Origin of the sequence: Rothia sp. ZJ932 (assembly GCF_016924835.1) — a bacterium.
In the GTDB taxonomy this organism is placed as follows: Bacteria; Actinomycetota; Actinomycetes; order Actinomycetales; family Micrococcaceae; genus Rothia.
This window is the reverse complement of the sequence record NZ_CP070480.1, coordinates 1961210-1978551: the sequence shown is the minus strand read 5'-3', so window position 1 is coordinate 1978551 and position 17342 is coordinate 1961210. Positions and strand designations below refer to the sequence as shown.

Here is a 17342-nt window from a genome sequence, read left to right as displayed (position 1 = left end):
TTCAAGTACCTGGGTACACGTAGGTAAATAATTAAATATATCCCCTCATCAGCGCGACCTTGCTTCCCTATCTAAGGTCGCGCTGATTCTTTTAAAATCTAGTGAGTGCCTTGCTTTAGTAGTCTTTACGCATGCGTAGACCTTTGGGGGTGGGGTAGAATCCCGAGGCGAGAAGCCCGGCACGCAGGGTAGTGACCGGGTGTTCGGTGGGGGCTTCTTGCCCTTGTTCGCGTGCGGGCAGGGGGTCGGGGGTATCGAGAACACTGAACCCGTTGACTTTTTCAATCATGATTTTCTCTGCGGCACCGCGACGCACCAGTTCACCGATCAACGGGGCTGCGACTTTGACGCGGTCAGTATCTTCGGTGAAAATCAGCATGGTTTTGCCGCCGCGTTCTACGTAAAGAGTGAGTTCCCCGTCTACGAGCACCACGGCAGCGCCAGCTTTGCGTCCGGGTTTGTGACGGGTTGCGGTGCTGGTTTCCTCTAGGCTTTCTGCCCCGGCAATGGGCGTGGACGCGCCGTCCAGCGCCGGTGCCTGTGGCCAGGGCAGGGCTGCCCCGTAGGGGTTGGCGGGGTCGGTGGCGGCGAGGAAGGTAACGGTGCGAGTGTGCCTATCGTCGCCAGAATCCTTGTCGTAATCGCGCAGACGATCCACTGTGTTGGCGGTGGAGAACTGCGCCGCACCCAAGCCTTCAATAAAGTAACCGCGGCGGGCAAGACCCTTTTCTTCGGCGGCTGAGAGCACCCGGTAGATGCTGGTAAAACCACCTGGGACGTCTTCGAGGGCTACCGCGCCGCGGGTGAGAACACCGTAACGGTCCATGAGTAGCTCACTGCGGGCATGGGCTGCGATGGTGCTATCGAGTTCTTCGGCGTAGACCCGTGACCAGCGTCCTGCATCAATGGGCGCGGCAACGGGAGTCTCACCCAGAGAACCGAAGCGGGAGGCACCCCCAAAGCGTGAACCCGAGAGACGGGCAGCGCCACGGCGCATACTCACCGAGCGGGCACGGGGGGCTGGGGTAGCAACCTTGTGAGCGGTCGAGCCGCCGCTCAATAGAGCGCGTACGGGGGCGAAGGTGTCGTTTGTAATGAGACCTGCCCAAATGAGGTTCCAGAGCGAGCCTGAAATGTCTTTGAGTGTCACCGTTGCGCTATCACCCAGCCTGCCCTGCAGGGCGGCTTGTATCTGGTGAATAAAAAGACCGCCTGAGCCCAACACCTCATAGACCGCTTTATCTAGCGGGGCGAGGGTGTTGAATGCCGTGATGCGTGCCTGTTCATCGGGCAGAGTAAGAGAAGATGCTTCGCTCAGATGCAACGATACCCAGCCGTCACTACCGGCAAGCTCGCCATCACCAATCCACAGAACATCCCCCGAACTCATGGCTTGATCAAGTAGAGCCGGGCTGTAATCTTTCACGCGCGAGCGCAGCACCAATGGTTCGAGTGCCGAGGCGGGCAGACGGACGCCGGCGAGCTGGTCGATCACGGTGAGAAGACCGTCGTAGCCGCTGAGCATGCTGCTTTGATCCTGTGTTACCGACGATTTGATGCCACTGACGGGTGTACCAAAGGTGCCGGGGGGCTGTTGGGCTTCGGTGAGCTTCCAGGTTTCAACGTGCTGCCAGGGGGGTAAGAAGCGTCCGTAGATATGCGGGGCGACGGGTTCTACGTCTTGGCGCAGAATAGCAAGCGAGCGTGAGCGGAGGGTGCGTAGTACCTGGGCATCGACCCACTGGGTGGCGGCGCTACTGATGGGAGCTGGGGGTGCTGGCGAGTCGGCGGCGCGGGTTGCGGTGAGCTCTTCATGGAGTTCATCGGGTAGAAAATCCCCCGAGAGCACGCGCCTGTCTGCCGCCAGGGTACGCAGGGCGGTATCGACAATGGCAACGCCCAGCCCTAAGGACGCGCCGGCTTGGGCTGCGGTGAAGGGTGCGTGGGTACGTGCGTAACGGGCGACCAGGTCAAGCAGGGGTTCTTTGACCGGTTCGAGGAAGGCGAGCGGTACGCCCATGGGCAGGGGCACACCCAGTCCGTCGCGCAGTCTGGAGGCGTCCTCGATGGCTGCGTAGTGGGTAACCCCGTGCAGGTTAAAGCGCAGGGCGCGATTGCTACCGACCAGTTCATCGAGGAAAGCTTGGGTGGTATCGACCGACACTGTTTTTTCTGTTGTTTCCAGCGGCTGATCTGCTTCTGCCTCTTCACCGCTCCCTACCGTTTCTGGGAGCTCAAGGGCGGGCGCGTCCTCATCTTTGAGTCTTGCTGCCAGCGAGGTTGCGGTGAGCGGCCCTAACAGGCGTAGCAAGTCGGCGGTGCCTTCCACCCCGCGGTAACGGTAACCTGTGGCGGTGTGCTGCAGGCGGGCTTCGGTGGAGCGAATAACGTTGGCATCGAGTAGCTCGCGCAGTTCATCGCGTCCGAGCAGTTCAGTCAACAGCGCCGGGTCAAGGGAGAGGGCAGCGGCACGGCGTTCTGCTAGTGGGGAGTCGCCCTCGTAGAGGAACTGGGCAACGTAACCAAAGAGCAGAGTACGGGCGAAGGGGGAGGGGGATTCTGTCTCGACCTCCACCAAACGCACGGTGCGCGCATCAATGTCTTTGTGTAGCTGGATGAGCGCGGGCAAGTCGTACACATCTTGCATACATTCGCGCACGGTTTCCAAAATAATGGGAAAGCTCGGGTACTTGCGTGCTACATCGAGCAGCTGGGCTGATCGCTGACGTTGCTGCCACAAGGGTGTGCGCCGACCAGGGTCTTTACGCGGTAGCAGTAGAGCGCGGGCGGCACACTCCCTAAATCGGGAGGCAAAGAGGGCAGAAGAGCCCACCCCTTGCATGACGATATCCTCAAGCTCATCGGCGTCAAAAAGAAAAATATCGGCACCGGGAGGTTCTGCTTCCATCGCCGGTATGCGTAGCACGATGCCGTCATCAGCAGCCATCGCCGAGGCATTTACCCCGTATTGGGCTTCTACTCGCTGACCCACAGCCAGCGCCCAGGGAGCGTGTACAGGCATGCCCAAGGGCGAGTGGAGAATCAACCGCCAGTCACCGATTTCATCGCGAAAACGCTCTACCGTGAACTGAATATCGCTCGGCACTGACCCCACAGCCTCTATCTGGGCGCGTACGTAGGCTTCGAGGTTGTCGGCAGCCCAAGTATCAAGCCCGGTTGCGGTCAGTTTCGCGCGCGCGTCCTGGGGCTTGCTAGTGAGATCGGTGGCGAGCTCGCGGGTGAATTTGCCGAGTGCTCGCCCCAGATCAACCGGACGTCCGCCACCCTCACCGCGCCAAAACGGCAGCTTGCCGGGTACACCTGGGGCGGGGGTGACGCTGACGCGGTCGTGGCTGATATCTTCAATACGCCAGGACGAGGCACCGAGAGCAATCACGTCACCGGCACGCGATTCGTAGACCATTTCTTCATCAAGCTCACCCACTCGCTTGGGTGCTTTAGAGTCTTCAGAACCGACAATGTACACGGGGAACAGACCGCGGTCTGGAATGGTGCCGCCTGAGGTAACCGCCAGTCGCTGAGCGCCCTTGCGGCCTTCGATGGTTCCGCCATCACGATCCCAGATGATGCGCGGACGCAGCTCAGCGAACTCATCGGAGGGGTACTTGCCGGCCAGCAAATCGAGGGTCGCCTCAAAAGCCGAACGCGGCAAGGTCGCAAAAGGTGCAGTATTCCGCAGCGCCTCAAACCAAGCCTCAACATCAATGGGCCCCAAAGCACACGCCGCTACCGTTTGCTGGGCGAGAATATCCAGCGGATTTGCCGGAATGGTCAGCGGCTCAATCGCCCCATCAAGCATGCGGCGAACCGTCACGGTAGCGTTCAGCAAATCGCCGCGATGCTTGGGGTAGAGAAAGCCCCTCGACACTTCGCCGACCTGGTGCCCGGCGCGTCCTACCCTCTGCAAACCCGATGCCACCGAAAAGGGCGCTTCAACCTGCACCACAACCTCAACGGCACCCATATCAATACCCAGCTCTAGGGAGCTGGTCGCGACCACGCACTTGAGCTCGCCAGATTTCAGGGCGTCTTCAATGATTTCGCGCTGGTCTTTAGCCACCGAACCATGGTGGGCACGCGCCAGCACCGGGGCAGCGGTATTTTCTGCTGGGGCGGACGCGCGCGCCCGATTCTCGGTTTTCTGGGTGAGTTTAGCGTCGTGGTCGGGGTTTTCTAACCGCACTGAGTCCTTCGCCAGCGCCTGCGCTAGAATCTCTGTCACCGACTGCGGCTCGCCCCCGCGCGAGGGCGCCTCCTCGTTCATGCTGCTACGATCGCGTACCCTCGCCGCGTAAATCTCGTTCAGGCGGGCGGTGAGCTTTTCAGCTAAACCGCGCGAATTGGTGAACACAATCGTTGATTGATGGGCTTCCACCACATCAACAATGCGTTCTTCAACGTGGGGCCAGATGGATGCCTGGTACCCACCGGTATCGGGGGCGCTACCGAGGGCAGACGACGACTCGGGAAGCGTGCCACCGGTGAGGGCGCCATCGGCAGCGTCCTCGCCCTCCTCCATATTTTCAATAACGAAACTGACCGGGGTAAAGGCGTCCTTACGTTCAGCCAAAGGAGCTGCGGGGGTACTAATACCCACCGCATCGGCGACATCGGCGGGCATGGATATTTTCTTAGCCGAAGCAGTGCCAGCAGCCGAGGCTGAATCTTCACGTCCTGACGGTGGAACAATACCCAGCGACTCAGCCAAGGTGATCCCGGGAGCGGTTGCCACCCCGTGAGAACCCTCGACCGCATCAGCCAAAGAATCCTCACCCACCACCCCGTCATCGAAGGTAAAAGAAGGCGACGCCTCGAACGCCATATCGCGGGCGATAGCGCGCTCCACCTCATTGCGCGCCGCACGCGGAACCTCCAACTTACTACTCACTGGAGCTGGGGTGAAAGCATTATCGCCCTCACCGTACGCATTCGGTCCGCCCAGCACCGTCATATCCGGCACCGGCACACTCACCGTTAAATCCCACTCTTTCTCACCCGGCGGACGCACCACATCAACCGGCGCCGTACCGCCCAGAAAACGCGCTACTGTCTCAACCGGCTCAACCGTTGCAGAGAGCCCAATACGCTGAGCGGGAGTCTCAAGAATCTGATCCAACCGCTCCAAGGTCACCGCCAAATGCGCCCCGCGCTTAGTACCAGCAACCGCGTGAACCTCATCAATAATGACCGTATAAACCCCGGTGAGGGTCGCCCTCGCCTTAGAGGTCAGCATCAAATAAAGAGACTCGGGGGTAGTAATCAAAATATCCGGCGGATGCGCAACCAACGCCCGGCGTTCCTTCGCCGGAGTATCACCGCTACGCACCCCCACACTCACCTGCGGCGGCACCTGCCCGTACTGCTTAGCGGTCTGCGCGATACCAATCAACGGCGCTCGCAGATTGCGTTCCACATCGACACCCAGAGCCTTCAGAGGCGAAATGTAGAGAACCTTGGTGCCCGTATGGACGGGGGCGCGCGCGTCCTCGGTCTCCTCAACGCGTGCATCCTCGCCCCCGTGGTACAACCTATCCAGTGCCCACAAAAAAGCAGCCAGCGTTTTACCCGAACCGGTGGGTGCCACAATGAGGGCATGCTTACCTGCCGAAATAGCATTCCATGCGCCCTCCTGGGCAGCAGTGGGAGCAGAAAAAGCACCCGTAAACCAGGTGCGAGTACTGGGCGAAAAATTATCAAGGGCACTGACCATACCCTCTATTATGGCAGTGCAGGAGCCCGTCCAGGCCTTCATCGTCTGCGGTCAGATATAGAATGCGCTGCGCTATCTCAATAGCTACGACGCCTCCAACATCGCACAGATACAGAAAATATGTGGCTCCCAGTGACCGGCTTAGGGAGTTGCCCCTACCTGACCCACGCTCATTTGCTGTACCGCGGTGTTACTGCAAGCCTCAGCAGGGTAGGGCACCGTGAGCGTACCGCTAGTCTGCGGCAACTGCACTCGGTAGCCGCTCGATGAAAGAGCCTGGCATGAGTCAGCAAATAGGCTGGCACGAGTTTCGCGCAGGGTCGCCTGGGCACTTTCGCCTGGAGTCAGCAGAACCCCGGTGCTGGTCCACTCCGCTGCTCGCGCAGCGGGAGCACCAATGGTGTGACCACCGGCGTCCACATAGCTGACAGCAGGGTAACCCACAATCGAACAGGGCGTTGCCCCTGTGTTGGTGAAAGTCAGGGTAATGTACTGCGAGCCGGCAGCAGCGGTGCCGCTGACCTGCGCAGAAATTACTGCTGCACTGCCCAATTCGCAGGCAGGGGTGTTGTTAAGGGCAGTCTGAGCAGACGGTGCAGGGGTCTGTGCCGGAACAGTAACTACAGTGCCTGTAGGGGCAGACTGCTGAGGATCCTCTGTTGCTGACGGGGGTAGAGCACCCGGCGTCTGCTCTATAACGGTGGGAGTCGGAGCGGTAGCCCGTGGCGTTGCAGATGCCACTAGACCAGGGCTTGCCGTCGCAGTTTCACTCGCTGCGGCGGTTGGGGCAGAGCTAACAGCTGGCTGCCCACCGGATGCACTCACCGCAGAGCTAGGAGCATTCGTAGGACGCGGCGGATCAAGCGCCGCATCAGACCCACCGGTACACGCCGAGAGCGTCATGAGTACTATAGCGGAACATGAAACTTTTCCTGCGGTGCGAAGCATCCGGAAAGTGCCCAATGAAAAACCTGCCATTAATTACATTCCTGCTTTGAGGGTTACAGTTGCCCCAGCCATCTCGGTGACGAACTCGGTCTGGCACGCCAACCGGGAGTGCTCGGTGGCAACATCGTCAATCATAGAAAGTAAGTCAGCTTCAGCGTCGGTGCGCTCGCCGCTGGCGTCGATGTGTTCGGGGTCAATAAAGACGTGGCAGGTTGCGCAGGACGCGTTGCCGCCGCAGGTGGCTAGCACGGGGAACCCGTTGGCAAGAAGGGCGTCAAGAAGGTTCTGATGATCTTCCCACTCTACGGGGCGGCTGGTTCCGTCTTCGCCAACAACGGTGATATCAATGCCGCTCATGTTAAGCCTCAAACTTTCTGGTGTACTGGCGCTCAAAACTGCTTACGAGTACCCATTTTAGGGGGTATCGACCGCTGAGAGACTGAAGCTGCCTTAGTTGGAGGTGAAAGTATGGTCAGTTTCATCAGGTTTTGGTCAGTGATGCACTAACTTTTAGTGGGGCGACCACCTATGCGCAGACAAAATTGAAGGCTTCTGTACTGCGGTTGAGAGTTAAAGGAAAAATCCTCGCTTCCGTCCGGAAGCGAGGATTTGTATCGTGCGCCCGAAGGGATTCGAACCCCCAACCTTCTGATCCGTAGTCAGATGCTCTATCCGTTGAGCTACAGGCGCATGTTCTCTGTGGTAACCTCTCGGCTGCCTCAGCAACGAGTAATACTCTACGCAGGTTTTGGGGTGCGCGCAAATCGAAAAGGCGTGACTGTCATCTCATAGGGGGTGTTGGAACGAAAAATCCGCTACATTTCGCGGAATTTTGGGTGAAAACTTTTTCTTTGGAGGGGTGGAATCTGTAAAAACTGAAGGGAAATGCTCGAAATGAGTGCAAATGGCGCAGGTTTCTGGGTATCTTGATTACATCACAAAGAGGTGAGCTGCTTGCTGTTAGAAGTAGATCACGCGCTGTTGCCCTGAAATTTGGGGTGCTGGCGCGTTTTTGCTTTTATTCTGTCAGACGTTTGGCAGAGGTGAGCACACGATACTTCGGTACAGAGTAGTTCCGAAATATATATGTAAGGGGAAACGGTCTACATGGCTGATAACTCACAGGTAACCAGCCTTTCAGCGGTTGCACAGGAAGCAATTGATCATACACCTACCACCCATGCAGAGTTGGTGCAGTGGGTACGTGAGGTTGCAGAGCTCACTGAGCCTGCGCGCATTTACTGGGTGGACGGTTCCCGAGAAGAATACGATCGCTTGGCAGGAGAGCTCGTTGAAGCTGGCACGTTTGTGCGCCTGAGCGACCACGAGTTCCCCAATTCTTACGCCGCGTTCTCTGACCCTGACGATGTTGCACGTGTTGAGGAACGTACTTTTATCTGCTCTGAAACTCCGGAGAAGGCAGGTCCCACCAATAACTGGCGTGACCCTGCTCAGATGAAGGAAGATATGCGTGGTCTGTACAGGGGTTCCATGCGCGGACGCACCATGTACGTGATTCCCTTCGTGATGGGTAGCTTGAATGCGAGCGATCCCAAGTTTGGTGTTGAGATTTCTGACTCGGCATACGTAGTGTGTTCCATGCGCATTATGGCAACTATTGGCACTGAGGTTCTTGAGAAGCTCACTGCCACTAACGGTTTCTTTGTGAAAGCGTTGCACTCGGTGGGCGCTCCGCTTGAAGAAGGGCAGCAGGATGTTCCTTGGCCCTGTAATCCCGAAAAGTACATTGTGCAGTTCCCGGAGACCCGCGAGATTTGGTCTTTCGGTTCGGGCTACGGCGGTAACGCTCTGTTGGGTAAGAAGTGCTACGCCCTGCGCATCGCGTCCGTTCTGGGGCATGATGAGGGCTGGATGGCTGAGCACATGCTGATTCTCAAGGTTACCTCTCCTTCTGGGCGGGTACGCTACGTGGCTGCTGCTTTCCCCTCAGCGTGCGGTAAGACCAACTTCGCCATGATGGATCCGACCATCGACGGGTGGAAGGCTGAGATGGTGGGCGATGACATTTCGTGGATTCGTTTTGATGAAAATGATCAAGCACGCGTAGTGAACCCCGAAGCTGGTCTGTTCGGTGTGGCACCGGGTACCGGCTGGCCCACTAACCCCAATGCTATGCGCGCTATCGCCAAGGGCAACACTATTTTCACCAACGTAGCTCTCACTGATGATGGCAGCGTGTGGTGGGAAGGCAAGACCGATGAGGTTCCCGAGCATCTGATTGACTGGCGTGGTAATGACTGGACTCCCGATGCAGGGCGTCCTGCTGCGCATCCCAACTCACGTTTCTGCACCCCCATTGACCAGGCTGACATGCTCGCTCCCGAGTACTACGAACCCGAGGGCGTGCCGCTGGATGCGATTATCTTCGGCGGACGCCGCAAGACCACCGTTCCGCTAGTTTCAGAATCAAAGAACTGGGAACACGGTGTCTTTCAGGGCGTTACTCTCTCATCAGAAACCACCGCAGCTGCCAAGGGCGCTGTGGGCGTGGTGCGCCGCGACCCCATGGCAATGCTGCCCTTCATCGGTTACAACGCCGGGGACTACTTCCAGCACTGGCTTGATTTAGGTGAGAAGCACGGGCATGAAAATATGCCTAAGGTTTACTACGTCAACTGGTTCCGTCGCACCGCCGATGGTGGATTCGCGTGGCCCGGCTTCGGTGAGAACTCCCGCGTCGTTAAATGGATTTGCGAGCGCCTGGATGGTACCGCTGGTGGCGAAGAAACTGCCGTTGGTATTGTACCCACCCCAGCTGACCTTGATTTAACTAACCTCGATATTACTGAAGAGGAAATTCAGGCGGCTTTGGCTGTAAATGTCGAAGAATGGAAGCAGGAAATTCCCGGTATTGATGGGTGGTTAGAGAAATTTGGCGATACTTTGCCCGCTCAGGTGCGTGCGCAACGTGATGCTCTGGTGGATGCCTTAGAGCAGGCGTTCTAGCCCTCTGATAGGTAGCGGGGGATAGGCTAAGCACTTGCTTTTGCCCTCGCAGAGTACGTGTGAAACGGTGGGTTTAACGGCGTTTGTGCGCTGTTGAACCCACCGTTTTTATTGTGCGTGAAAATAATTTCAATCTTTTATTACCAACCCGAATTACTTTGTACGGCTGTGTCGGTAGTATAAGAAGGAAAATGTATAATTTCTATGAACCTTTATGTCACCCCCATGGATTGGGGCGCTAGAGGGGGACTGCCAGTAGTTCGATAGGGCTTATTTTCAGAGCCTGAAGGGGAGAATTCGTAGTGGATAACCTGCTCAGCATCAAAGGGCTGACGAAGTCACATGGTCACACTCGTGCTCTGCGTGGGGTAGACCTCGATATTGCCCGCGGCGAAGTCGTTGGTCTGCTGGGTGAAAATGGTGCTGGCAAGTCAACACTTATTTCAATCCTCGGTGGCTATGACACTCCCGATGGCGGCACCATGTCTATTGCGGGTGAGGGCTATGTTGCGAGCACCTCCGATGAGGCAATGGCGGTTGGTATTGGCTCTATTCGCCAGAAGTTCAGCATTGATCCTGAGCTGACCGTAGCGCAGGCTATTTTTCGCGCGTCCTTCCACGCTAACAAGCCCGCTGACGAGCAGCGTGAACGCGCGCTTGAACTGCTAGGCAGGGTAAATCTTGAAATTGACCCTGATGCTAAGATGGGCGATTTGGTGCGCGCTGAGCAGGCGTTGATTGAGGTTGTGCGTATGCAGGCTGAGGAGACTCAGTTGGTACTCATGGACGAGGTTGCTGCGACCTTCAATGATTACGAGATTTTCCAGCTGCATGAAATTACCCGGCGCCTCATTAAAGAGGGACGTTCGGTTATCTACATCACCCACCGCATTGATGAGTTGCGCTCTCTGGCGGATCGCATTGCAATTTTGCGTGACGGCGTGGTGGCTACTGAATTTGATCCTCGCGATTTGGGTCCTGAGGAAATCGTCTACAAGATGTTGGAACGTAACATTGTGATGGGAACCCGCCCCGAAGAATATGAGGGTGAAGATGTCCGTTTGGAGGTTGAGAACCTCAGCAGCGAGGACGGCTCCCTGAAGGATGTTTCTTTCTCTGTGGGGCGCGGTGAGATTTTTGGTCTGACCGGCATTCGCCGTTCAGGTATGAACGAGGTCGCGGGTGCGCTGGTGGGCGTCAAATCTGACGTTACCTACAGCAAGCTGCAGATGGATGGCGAGGCGATTAAGCTCGATAGTGCTGAGGATGCGGTCAAGCAGGGCATCGGTTACCTCTCTGACAATGATGACGAGCTGGGTATCGCTAACGAGCGTTCTATCGCTAAGACCCTTATGGGTGGCGACGTTGATGAAGCCGGTTTTGTGCACGAAGTATCGGCTTTGCGCGACGTTGTTAACCAGGTACAGAAGCTGCGCATTAAGACCACCAACATTCAGGGAGAGGTGGGTAACCTCTCCGGCGGTGACCAGCAGAAAGTCGCTCTTGCCCGCTGGATGACCACTGACTGTGACCTGCTGATTCTCAATCACCCCACCCGCGGTATCGACGTGGGCGCACGTAGCGATATCTACCAGATGCTCAAGGATCTCGCACTTAAGGGCACCTCGATTATTATCATTGGCTCAGAAATGGGCGAGCTGGTTGAGCTTTGCAACCGCATCGCTGTGATGCGCGACGGCTCACTGGTCTCTATTCAGCGCAATAAAGAAGCTGACGAAGATACCTTGATGGAAGACGTCCTCGGCGACGACTTCTAAAAAAATAAAGCATGTTGAATCCCCTCGTTCTGCCGGGCGAGGGGTTTTGTGCTCTCTGCACAGGTAAAGCCTCTTACAGATAAAACCTATGAGAGGTTTGCCGGCATCTGGCGTGCATAGCTCCTTCATCGGGAAAGGAGTAAGACTGCCAATGTTGCGTTGCACATCGTAAAAATGCTTACAAAAAAGACGGGGCACTGTTCACTCAAGAACAGTGCCCCGTCTACCTCGTTGTTGAGGTAAGTATTAGCTAAAAGCTAGAACTTTTCGCTTACAGTGAGATGCGTGAAGCGATGGAGTTCAGCTTGTGACGTGCAAGCGCCAGGTTAGCGGTGTTACGGTCGAGCACCAGGTAAACGAACAGACCTGAGGTCTCGGTGGTGTTCAAAACGTTGATCAGGTGGTACTGAGCACCCAAGGTAATCATCACGTCTTCGATCTTCTGATCGAGACCGAGATCGCTCATGGTCTTGAGCTTTGCACGAACTACGTTTGAGTTACCTGCAGCTGCAACGGTCAGGTCGAAACCGGGGTTGCCTGCTGATGCAAGAGCCATACCTGATGAGATGTCAACCAGTGCGCCACCGGTTGCGCCTTCGATCTGAAGCAGTTCCTTGATTGATTCGTCGAGCTGTGACATAAAGATGTTCCTTTGTCTCTAGTTGGGTTAAAACGCCAAGACCTGTAGTAGACAATTGGCGTTATAGAAACAGCAAATTATCTTTACAGCGCGTGTACTCAAGATCTTACATCGTTCGACCGAATGTGACGATAGTTTGAGCGTTTGCGCCGTAGGTAAAAACGTTAATAGTCGATGTAATCTTTATCAACTCTAGCTAGTAATCTTATTGACTGACCAGTAACTTATTAGGGGTAGGTCTTTTAGACTGGTAGGGAAGCGGCGCTTGGTTTGCTTCTGCACGCTTAATTGTAAGGAGGGTCCATCCGGCATGAAGCTCACTGCTTTTTCTGACGTGTCATTGCGAATACTTCTGCTTCTTGCCGGTATTGACGGGCGGGAACGCCTTTCAACTCAAACTATCGCAGATGGTGTGGGCACGCCCTATAACCATGTAGCCAAGTCTGTTGCCTTCTTGGCGAGTAGGGGCTGGGTTGAATCAACCCGCGGTCGTACCGGTGGTGTGGTGCTGTCTGCCTCTGGCAGAGTGGTGACGATTGGCGCTGTTTTGCGGGCTTCTGAGGGTGATGTGGCAATGGTGGAGTGCGAAACGCACAGTAACCACACGTCCTGTCCCATGCGTAATAACTGTGCGTTGCGAACGGTGTTAGGGCGCGCCCGTGAGGCTTTCTTCGCTGCTGTAGACGATATTGTTATTGCGGAGCTGCCCAATCAGCGTCAGATGGGTCCGGTCTTTATAGAGCTGGGGTTGGGGTCGCTCGCCCAACGTCTGCCTGAGATTTCGCCACTATAGTTCGCTGGGTAAACTGAAAACTTTTTGAACCCGCTATGCTTTCGGGCGTGGCGGGTTTTTCATTTACCTAAAATTCGCATTCTGTATGCTAGATTGGGAGTGGTTTATCAACAGACTGTCACTAAGGAGGCCCCCGTGCTTTCAGAAAAGTCCCGCCCCGTCATCGAGGCAACCCTGCCCGTGATCGCTGAGCGCATCAACTACATCACCCCCGAGTTCTACAAGCGCATGTTTGCAGCTCGTCCTGATCTCATGGACGGTATGTTCTCACGCTCATCTCAGCTTGAGGGTACCCAGCCTAAGGCGCTGGCAGGGTCAATCGCTGTCTTCGCGTCCTGGATTGTCGCTAACCCCGACTCATACCCCGACGAAGTTCTTTCCCGCGTAGCTCACAAGCACGCAGCCCTGGGCCTCAAAGAAGAGGAATATCCCACTGTTTATAAGTACCTCTTTGAAGCTATTGCCGCTGACTTGGGTGATGCTGCTACCCCCGAGGTCGCTGAGGCATGGACAGAGGTGTACTGGCTGATGGCAGATGCCCTTATCAAGCTCGAAAAGGGTCTCTATGCATCTCAGGCAAACGACGTCATGTTCGCCCCTTTCAAGGTGGTTGCCCGCGAAGAGACCGGCGAGAAGACTCTCGTGCTGACTTTCGAGCCTGCCGATGAAACCCCCATGACTGAGGCGGTTGCCGGTCAGTACGTTTCAATCATCACCAAGGCTCGTGACGGTCTGCGTCAGCCCCGCCAGTTCACCCTGCTGCCCGCTAAGAAGAATCAGCGTCGCGTTGCAATCAAGCTCGATGAACAGGGCGAGATGACCGTTATTCTGCACGAACTGCAGAACGGTGACCTTGTAGAAATTTCTAACCCCTACGGCGATGTTACCCTCGGTTCGTTCGGTGACAACCCCGAGTCACCGCTTTACCTCTTCAGCGCAGGTATTGGTATCACCCCCATGCTGGCTTTTGTTTCTGAGCTTGCTGCTGAGGGTTCTGCACGTGAGGTAGTGGCGGTTCATGCTGATCGCACCGCTAGCTCATGGCCCCTCAAAGACGAGTACACTGCCGCTGTTGAGAAGCTAGAAAACGGCAAGCTGGTCTCCTTCTTGGGCGATGGCTCAGGCGACTTTGAAGGTCGCGTAGACGTTTCAAAGCTCGATGTTCCCTCCAACGCTTCTGTTTATCTGTGCGGTCCGCTGCCTTTCATGCAGGCAACTCGCTCAGCACTGGTAGAAGCTGGTGTACCGGGTCAGCAGATCCAGTACGAAATCTTCGGCCCTGACCAGTGGATGCTGCACGACCAGGCTCGTACCGCCTAGTTTGCAGCCTCGCGTTAGGTGTCCAAGGACGCCGTTACTTTCGCTAGATGCAGAAGTGGCGGCGTCCTTTTGCGCGCAGAGAAGGTAGCCAGCTAAGTCTTGCCTCTTACGAGGGGCTTCCCAGCGTCAGCGTTCGTGTACTACCGATGCGTTCGCAAAAATCTTCGTCATGGCTCACCAGAACGAGGGCACCCCGGTAAGCATTGATAGCCTGCACTAACCAGTCAATACTTGAGGTATCCAGATTATTGGTCGGCTCCAAGGTCGGACGCCGCCTACCGCCCACCCTACCGCGCGTTGTTATTATTGCGGTTGGCTTGGTTGCGCTGGTCAATGTGCTGATCTAGCTTCAGGCACATTCGGTATACGAAAAGAGCCTGCCACAGTCAAACAGTGGCAGGCTCTTGGGCTGTGAAAGCGCAGTGTTACTTGCGTACCTCAGCTAGAATCTCGTCGCGTACACGTTCCATGGTCGCGGTATCGGGAGCTTCCAGGTTCAGACGCAGGAAAGGCTCGGTGTTGGACGGACGCAGGTTCGCCCACCAGCCCTCAGCAGCGTTAGAGAAGGTGGTGCCGTCTGAATCTTCAACGGTCACATCAGTGTTATCAGCGTAGAGCGCGCGGACGCGGTCAACCGCACCCTTCTTATCTTCAATTTCTGAGTTGATCTCGCCCGATGAAATGTAGGGGGAATACTGAGCACCGAGCTTGCTCAGCGGGGTCTCAGCCTCACCGAGAGCTGCCAGCACGTGCATCGCAGCGAGCATGCCGGTATCAGCGTTGAAGAAGTCCTTGAAGTAGTAGTGCGCTGAGTGCTCGCCACCAAAAACGCCGCTTTCTTCTGCCATAACAGCCTTGATGAAGGAGTGACCCACGCGGGTCTTGATAGCGTGTCCGCCCAGCTTCTCAACGAGTTCGGGTACAGCCTTTGAGGTAATCAGGTTGTAAATAATAACGGGCTCATCATTGCCTTCAGCCTGGGCACGCTTGAGCTCACGCTCAGCAACCAAAGCAGTAATAGCTGAGGGGGTGACAGGCTCGCCCTTTTCGTCAATAACGAAGCAGCGGTCAGCGTCGCCGTCAAAAGCCAAGCCAATATCAGCACCGTGCTTAACAACTGACTTCTGCAAATCAACCAGGTTGGCAGGCTCAAGCGGGTTGGCGGGGTGGTTGGGAAAGGTGCCGTCTAGCTCAAAGTAGAGGGGCACAATCTCAAGGGGTAGACCGGGCAGAATAGTGTCGCCCAAAACAGCGGGGGTGGTCATGCCGCCCATGCCGTTACCCGCATCCACTACAACCTTGAGCGGACGAATGCCAGAGAGATCAACCAGCTTGCGCAGGTATTCTGCGTAGGACTTCAGGAAGTCTTTTTCAGAAACGGTGCCGGTAGTTTCAACAGCGGTAATCTCGCCGTCGTTGAGGTACTTCTGCGCCAAGTCGCGCACGTCAAAGAGACCGGTTTCTGATGAAATCGGCACAGCGCCAGCCTTAGCCATCTTCATGCCGTTGTACTCGGCAGGGTTATGAGAAGCGGTGAAAGTGACACCGGCTGCGTTCTCAACGCCGCATGCGAAGTACAGTTCGTCGGTCGAGATGAGACCGATTTTCACAACGTTAGCGCCGCGAGCGGTTGCACCTTCTGCGAACGCGTCCATGAATTCCGGACCTGAGGGTCGCATATCAGCACCCACCAGCACCTTCTGGCCTGCAAGACCGAGAACATCAACAAAGGCAGCGCCTGTTGCGCGAACGGTTTCAGCGGTGATGGTATCGCCGACGATACCACGCACATCGTATGCCTTAAAAGAAGCATTTAAATCTACTGTAGTCATAGGGTAATTCTAATGCTCCCTTCGCTCTGCTCATTCCGACAAAACGCAATTATGGCAATAAACACGCAAAATGGAGCCTAAGAAAACATCACAGAAAAAGGTAGTCATGGTTGGATTATCCCTATGGGTGAATTGTTTAAACTAAAGAATCAAATTCAAAACTATGCGTGGGGTTCTCGCACGACCTTGGCGCAGATGCGCGGTGTTCCTGTTCCTACGCAGGATCCAGAGGCTGAAGTATGGGTGGGCGCGCACCCGTCAGCGCCCTCTATTGCTTTACTCGACGGTCAGGAACAGGGGCTAGACCAGCTTGTTGAACAAGACCCCCAGCGTTTTTTGGTTGCTGAACGCTCTAATGACGCTTTCCCCTATCTTTTCAAGATTCTTGCTATTGATGCGCCGCTTTCAATTCAGGTGCATCCTACTGACGAGCAGGCAGAAGAAGGTTTTGCCGACGAAAATGCCCGCGGTATTGCTTTAGACGCCCCTCACCGTAACTATAAGGATCGTTTTTCGAAGCCTGAAACTGTTATTGCGGTATCTGAGGTGAAGATTCTTACCGGCGTGCGTGATGCTCACCAGCTTGACGCGCTGGCGAGCGGTTTTAACCTGGAGTGGTTGCAGGCGCTGTTACCGGCACCTACTGCTAAGGATTTGCTGACAACCATTATTCAATTAGATGAGGACGCGACTGTACGTGCTGTTGATGAAACGGTAGCTGCCGCTGCTGCCTATTCCGGTGACGAGCGCGTCCTGGTTAAAGCCGCTGAGCTGGTGGAGATGGTTGCCGGTAAGTATCCCGGTGATCGCGGTCTGCTAGTGGCTTTGGTAATGAACTATATTGAGCTTGCTCCCGGTGAGTCAGCGTTCACCCCTGACGGTCAGGTACACGCCTACCTTGATGGCACCGCGATTGAACTGATGAACCCTTCAGACAATGTGATGCGCGCGGGTCTGACCCCCAAACATATTGATACCGATGAACTTATTAAGATTCTCGCGGTGGAGCAGGGTTCCCCCGAGATTCAGACTCCTGAGCGCATTACGCCGGGGGTTGCTACCTACGCTATGTGGGATCAGCGGTTGAGCGTGACTCGTGTGCAGGTGCGTGAGGACGCGCCGATTGAGTTTACTTTTGAGGGGACCTCAACCCTCATTAGCACCGGCGGTCAGGTGACTATTACCGGTGCGGGGCAGAGCTTTGAGATTACCGGTACTGAATCGGTCATGCATGTGGGCGCCCCCGTTACCGCCACGATTACCGGCACCGGCGACCTTTACATTGCCGCCCATCGGTAAACCCTAAGAACATACAAAACCTGTTGCCCCTGCT

Annotated in this window: 11 protein-coding genes and 1 tRNA gene; 5 read left to right on the top strand and 7 right to left on the bottom strand. The window is 55.9% G+C overall.

What is annotated here, in order from left to right:
* Positions 1-115: 115 nt before the first annotated feature.
* The 4 genes from JR346_RS09005 to JR346_RS08985 form a co-directional block, all read right to left on the bottom strand.
* Complete coding sequence (locus JR346_RS09005; protein ID WP_240333934.1) at positions 116-5731, bottom strand: DEAD/DEAH box helicase; 5616 nt, start codon at positions 5729-5731, stop codon at positions 116-118.
* Positions 5732-5872: 141 nt separating this feature from the next.
* On the bottom strand, positions 5873-6709 hold the full coding sequence (locus tag JR346_RS08995) for a DUF4232 domain-containing protein (protein WP_205482293.1): 837 nt from the start codon (positions 6707-6709) through the stop codon (positions 5873-5875).
* Between the two features lie 3 nt (positions 6710-6712).
* Entirely contained in the window at positions 6713-7036 is a 324-nt protein-coding gene (locus JR346_RS08990) for a 2Fe-2S iron-sulfur cluster-binding protein (RefSeq protein ID WP_205482292.1), read from the bottom strand.
* Positions 7037-7296: 260 nt separating this feature from the next.
* Positions 7297-7369, bottom strand: a tRNA-Arg gene (locus JR346_RS08985).
* A gap of 417 nt (positions 7370-7786) precedes the next feature.
* Here JR346_RS08985 and JR346_RS08980 point away from each other — a divergent pair.
* Both JR346_RS08980 and JR346_RS08975 read left to right on the top strand, forming a co-directional pair.
* The gene (locus tag JR346_RS08980) at positions 7787-9646 is read left to right on the top strand and encodes a phosphoenolpyruvate carboxykinase (GTP) (RefSeq protein ID WP_205482291.1); all 1860 of its coding nucleotides are present in this window, start codon (positions 7787-7789) and stop codon (positions 9644-9646) included.
* A 302-nt stretch (positions 9647-9948) separates the two neighbouring features.
* Positions 9949-11424: a sugar ABC transporter ATP-binding protein gene (locus JR346_RS08975; protein WP_205482290.1), complete on the top strand. Its 1476-nt coding sequence runs from the start codon at positions 9949-9951 to the stop codon at positions 11422-11424.
* Between the two features lie 271 nt (positions 11425-11695).
* Here the strand turns inward: JR346_RS08975 and JR346_RS08970 are convergent, their stop codons facing one another.
* The gene (locus JR346_RS08970) at positions 11696-12064 is read right to left on the bottom strand and encodes a hypothetical protein (RefSeq protein WP_204878215.1); all 369 of its coding nucleotides are present in this window, start codon (positions 12062-12064) and stop codon (positions 11696-11698) included.
* 310 nt (positions 12065-12374) lie between these two features.
* On the opposite strand from JR346_RS08970, the gene JR346_RS08965 reads away from it, so the two are divergent.
* Together JR346_RS08965 and JR346_RS08960 are read left to right on the top strand one after the other, a co-directional pair.
* Positions 12375-12857 (top strand): Rrf2 family transcriptional regulator, encoded by a 483-nt coding sequence (locus tag JR346_RS08965; protein ID WP_205482289.1) that lies wholly within the window; start codon positions 12375-12377, stop codon positions 12855-12857.
* Between the two features lie 135 nt (positions 12858-12992).
* On the top strand, positions 12993-14177 hold the full coding sequence (locus tag JR346_RS08960) for a globin domain-containing protein (RefSeq protein ID WP_204878217.1): 1185 nt from the start codon (positions 12993-12995) through the stop codon (positions 14175-14177).
* A gap of 106 nt (positions 14178-14283) precedes the next feature.
* Here the strand turns inward: JR346_RS08960 and JR346_RS08955 are convergent, their stop codons facing one another.
* Both JR346_RS08955 and JR346_RS08950 read right to left on the bottom strand, forming a co-directional pair.
* Positions 14284-14511, bottom strand: coding sequence for a hypothetical protein (locus tag JR346_RS08955; RefSeq protein WP_205483973.1), 228 nt, complete (start codon positions 14509-14511; stop codon positions 14284-14286).
* 91 nt (positions 14512-14602) lie between these two features.
* Entirely contained in the window at positions 14603-16009 is a 1407-nt protein-coding gene (locus JR346_RS08950; protein ID WP_205482288.1) for a phosphomannomutase/phosphoglucomutase, read from the bottom strand.
* Between the two features lie 123 nt (positions 16010-16132).
* On the opposite strand from JR346_RS08950, the gene manA reads away from it, so the two are divergent.
* Positions 16133-17308 (top strand): mannose-6-phosphate isomerase, class I, encoded by a 1176-nt coding sequence (gene manA, locus JR346_RS08945; RefSeq protein WP_205482287.1) that lies wholly within the window; start codon positions 16133-16135, stop codon positions 17306-17308.
* Positions 17309-17342: the final 34 nt, after the last annotated feature.

What these genes read in the sequence shown, in the direction of transcription:
- JR346_RS09005 (WP_240333934.1), bottom strand. Translation starts at nt 5,731, where the DNA reads ATGGTCAGTGCCCTTGATAATTTTTCGCCCAGTACTCGCACCTGGTTT.
- JR346_RS08995 (WP_205482293.1), bottom strand. Translation starts at nt 6,709, where the DNA reads ATGGCAGGTTTTTCATTGGGCACTTTCCGGATGCTTCGCACCGCAGGA.
- JR346_RS08990 (WP_205482292.1), bottom strand. Translation starts at nt 7,036, where the DNA reads ATGAGCGGCATTGATATCACCGTTGTTGGCGAAGACGGAACCAGCCGC.
- JR346_RS08980 (WP_205482291.1), top strand. Translation starts at nt 7,787, where the DNA reads ATGGCTGATAACTCACAGGTAACCAGCCTTTCAGCGGTTGCACAGGAA.
- JR346_RS08970 (WP_204878215.1), bottom strand. Translation starts at nt 12,064, where the DNA reads ATGTCACAGCTCGACGAATCAATCAAGGAACTGCTTCAGATCGAAGGC.
- JR346_RS08965 (WP_205482289.1), top strand. Translation starts at nt 12,375, where the DNA reads ATGAAGCTCACTGCTTTTTCTGACGTGTCATTGCGAATACTTCTGCTT.
- JR346_RS08950 (WP_205482288.1), bottom strand. Translation starts at nt 16,009, where the DNA reads ATGACTACAGTAGATTTAAATGCTTCTTTTAAGGCATACGATGTGCGT.
- manA (WP_205482287.1), top strand. Translation starts at nt 16,133, where the DNA reads ATGGGTGAATTGTTTAAACTAAAGAATCAAATTCAAAACTATGCGTGG.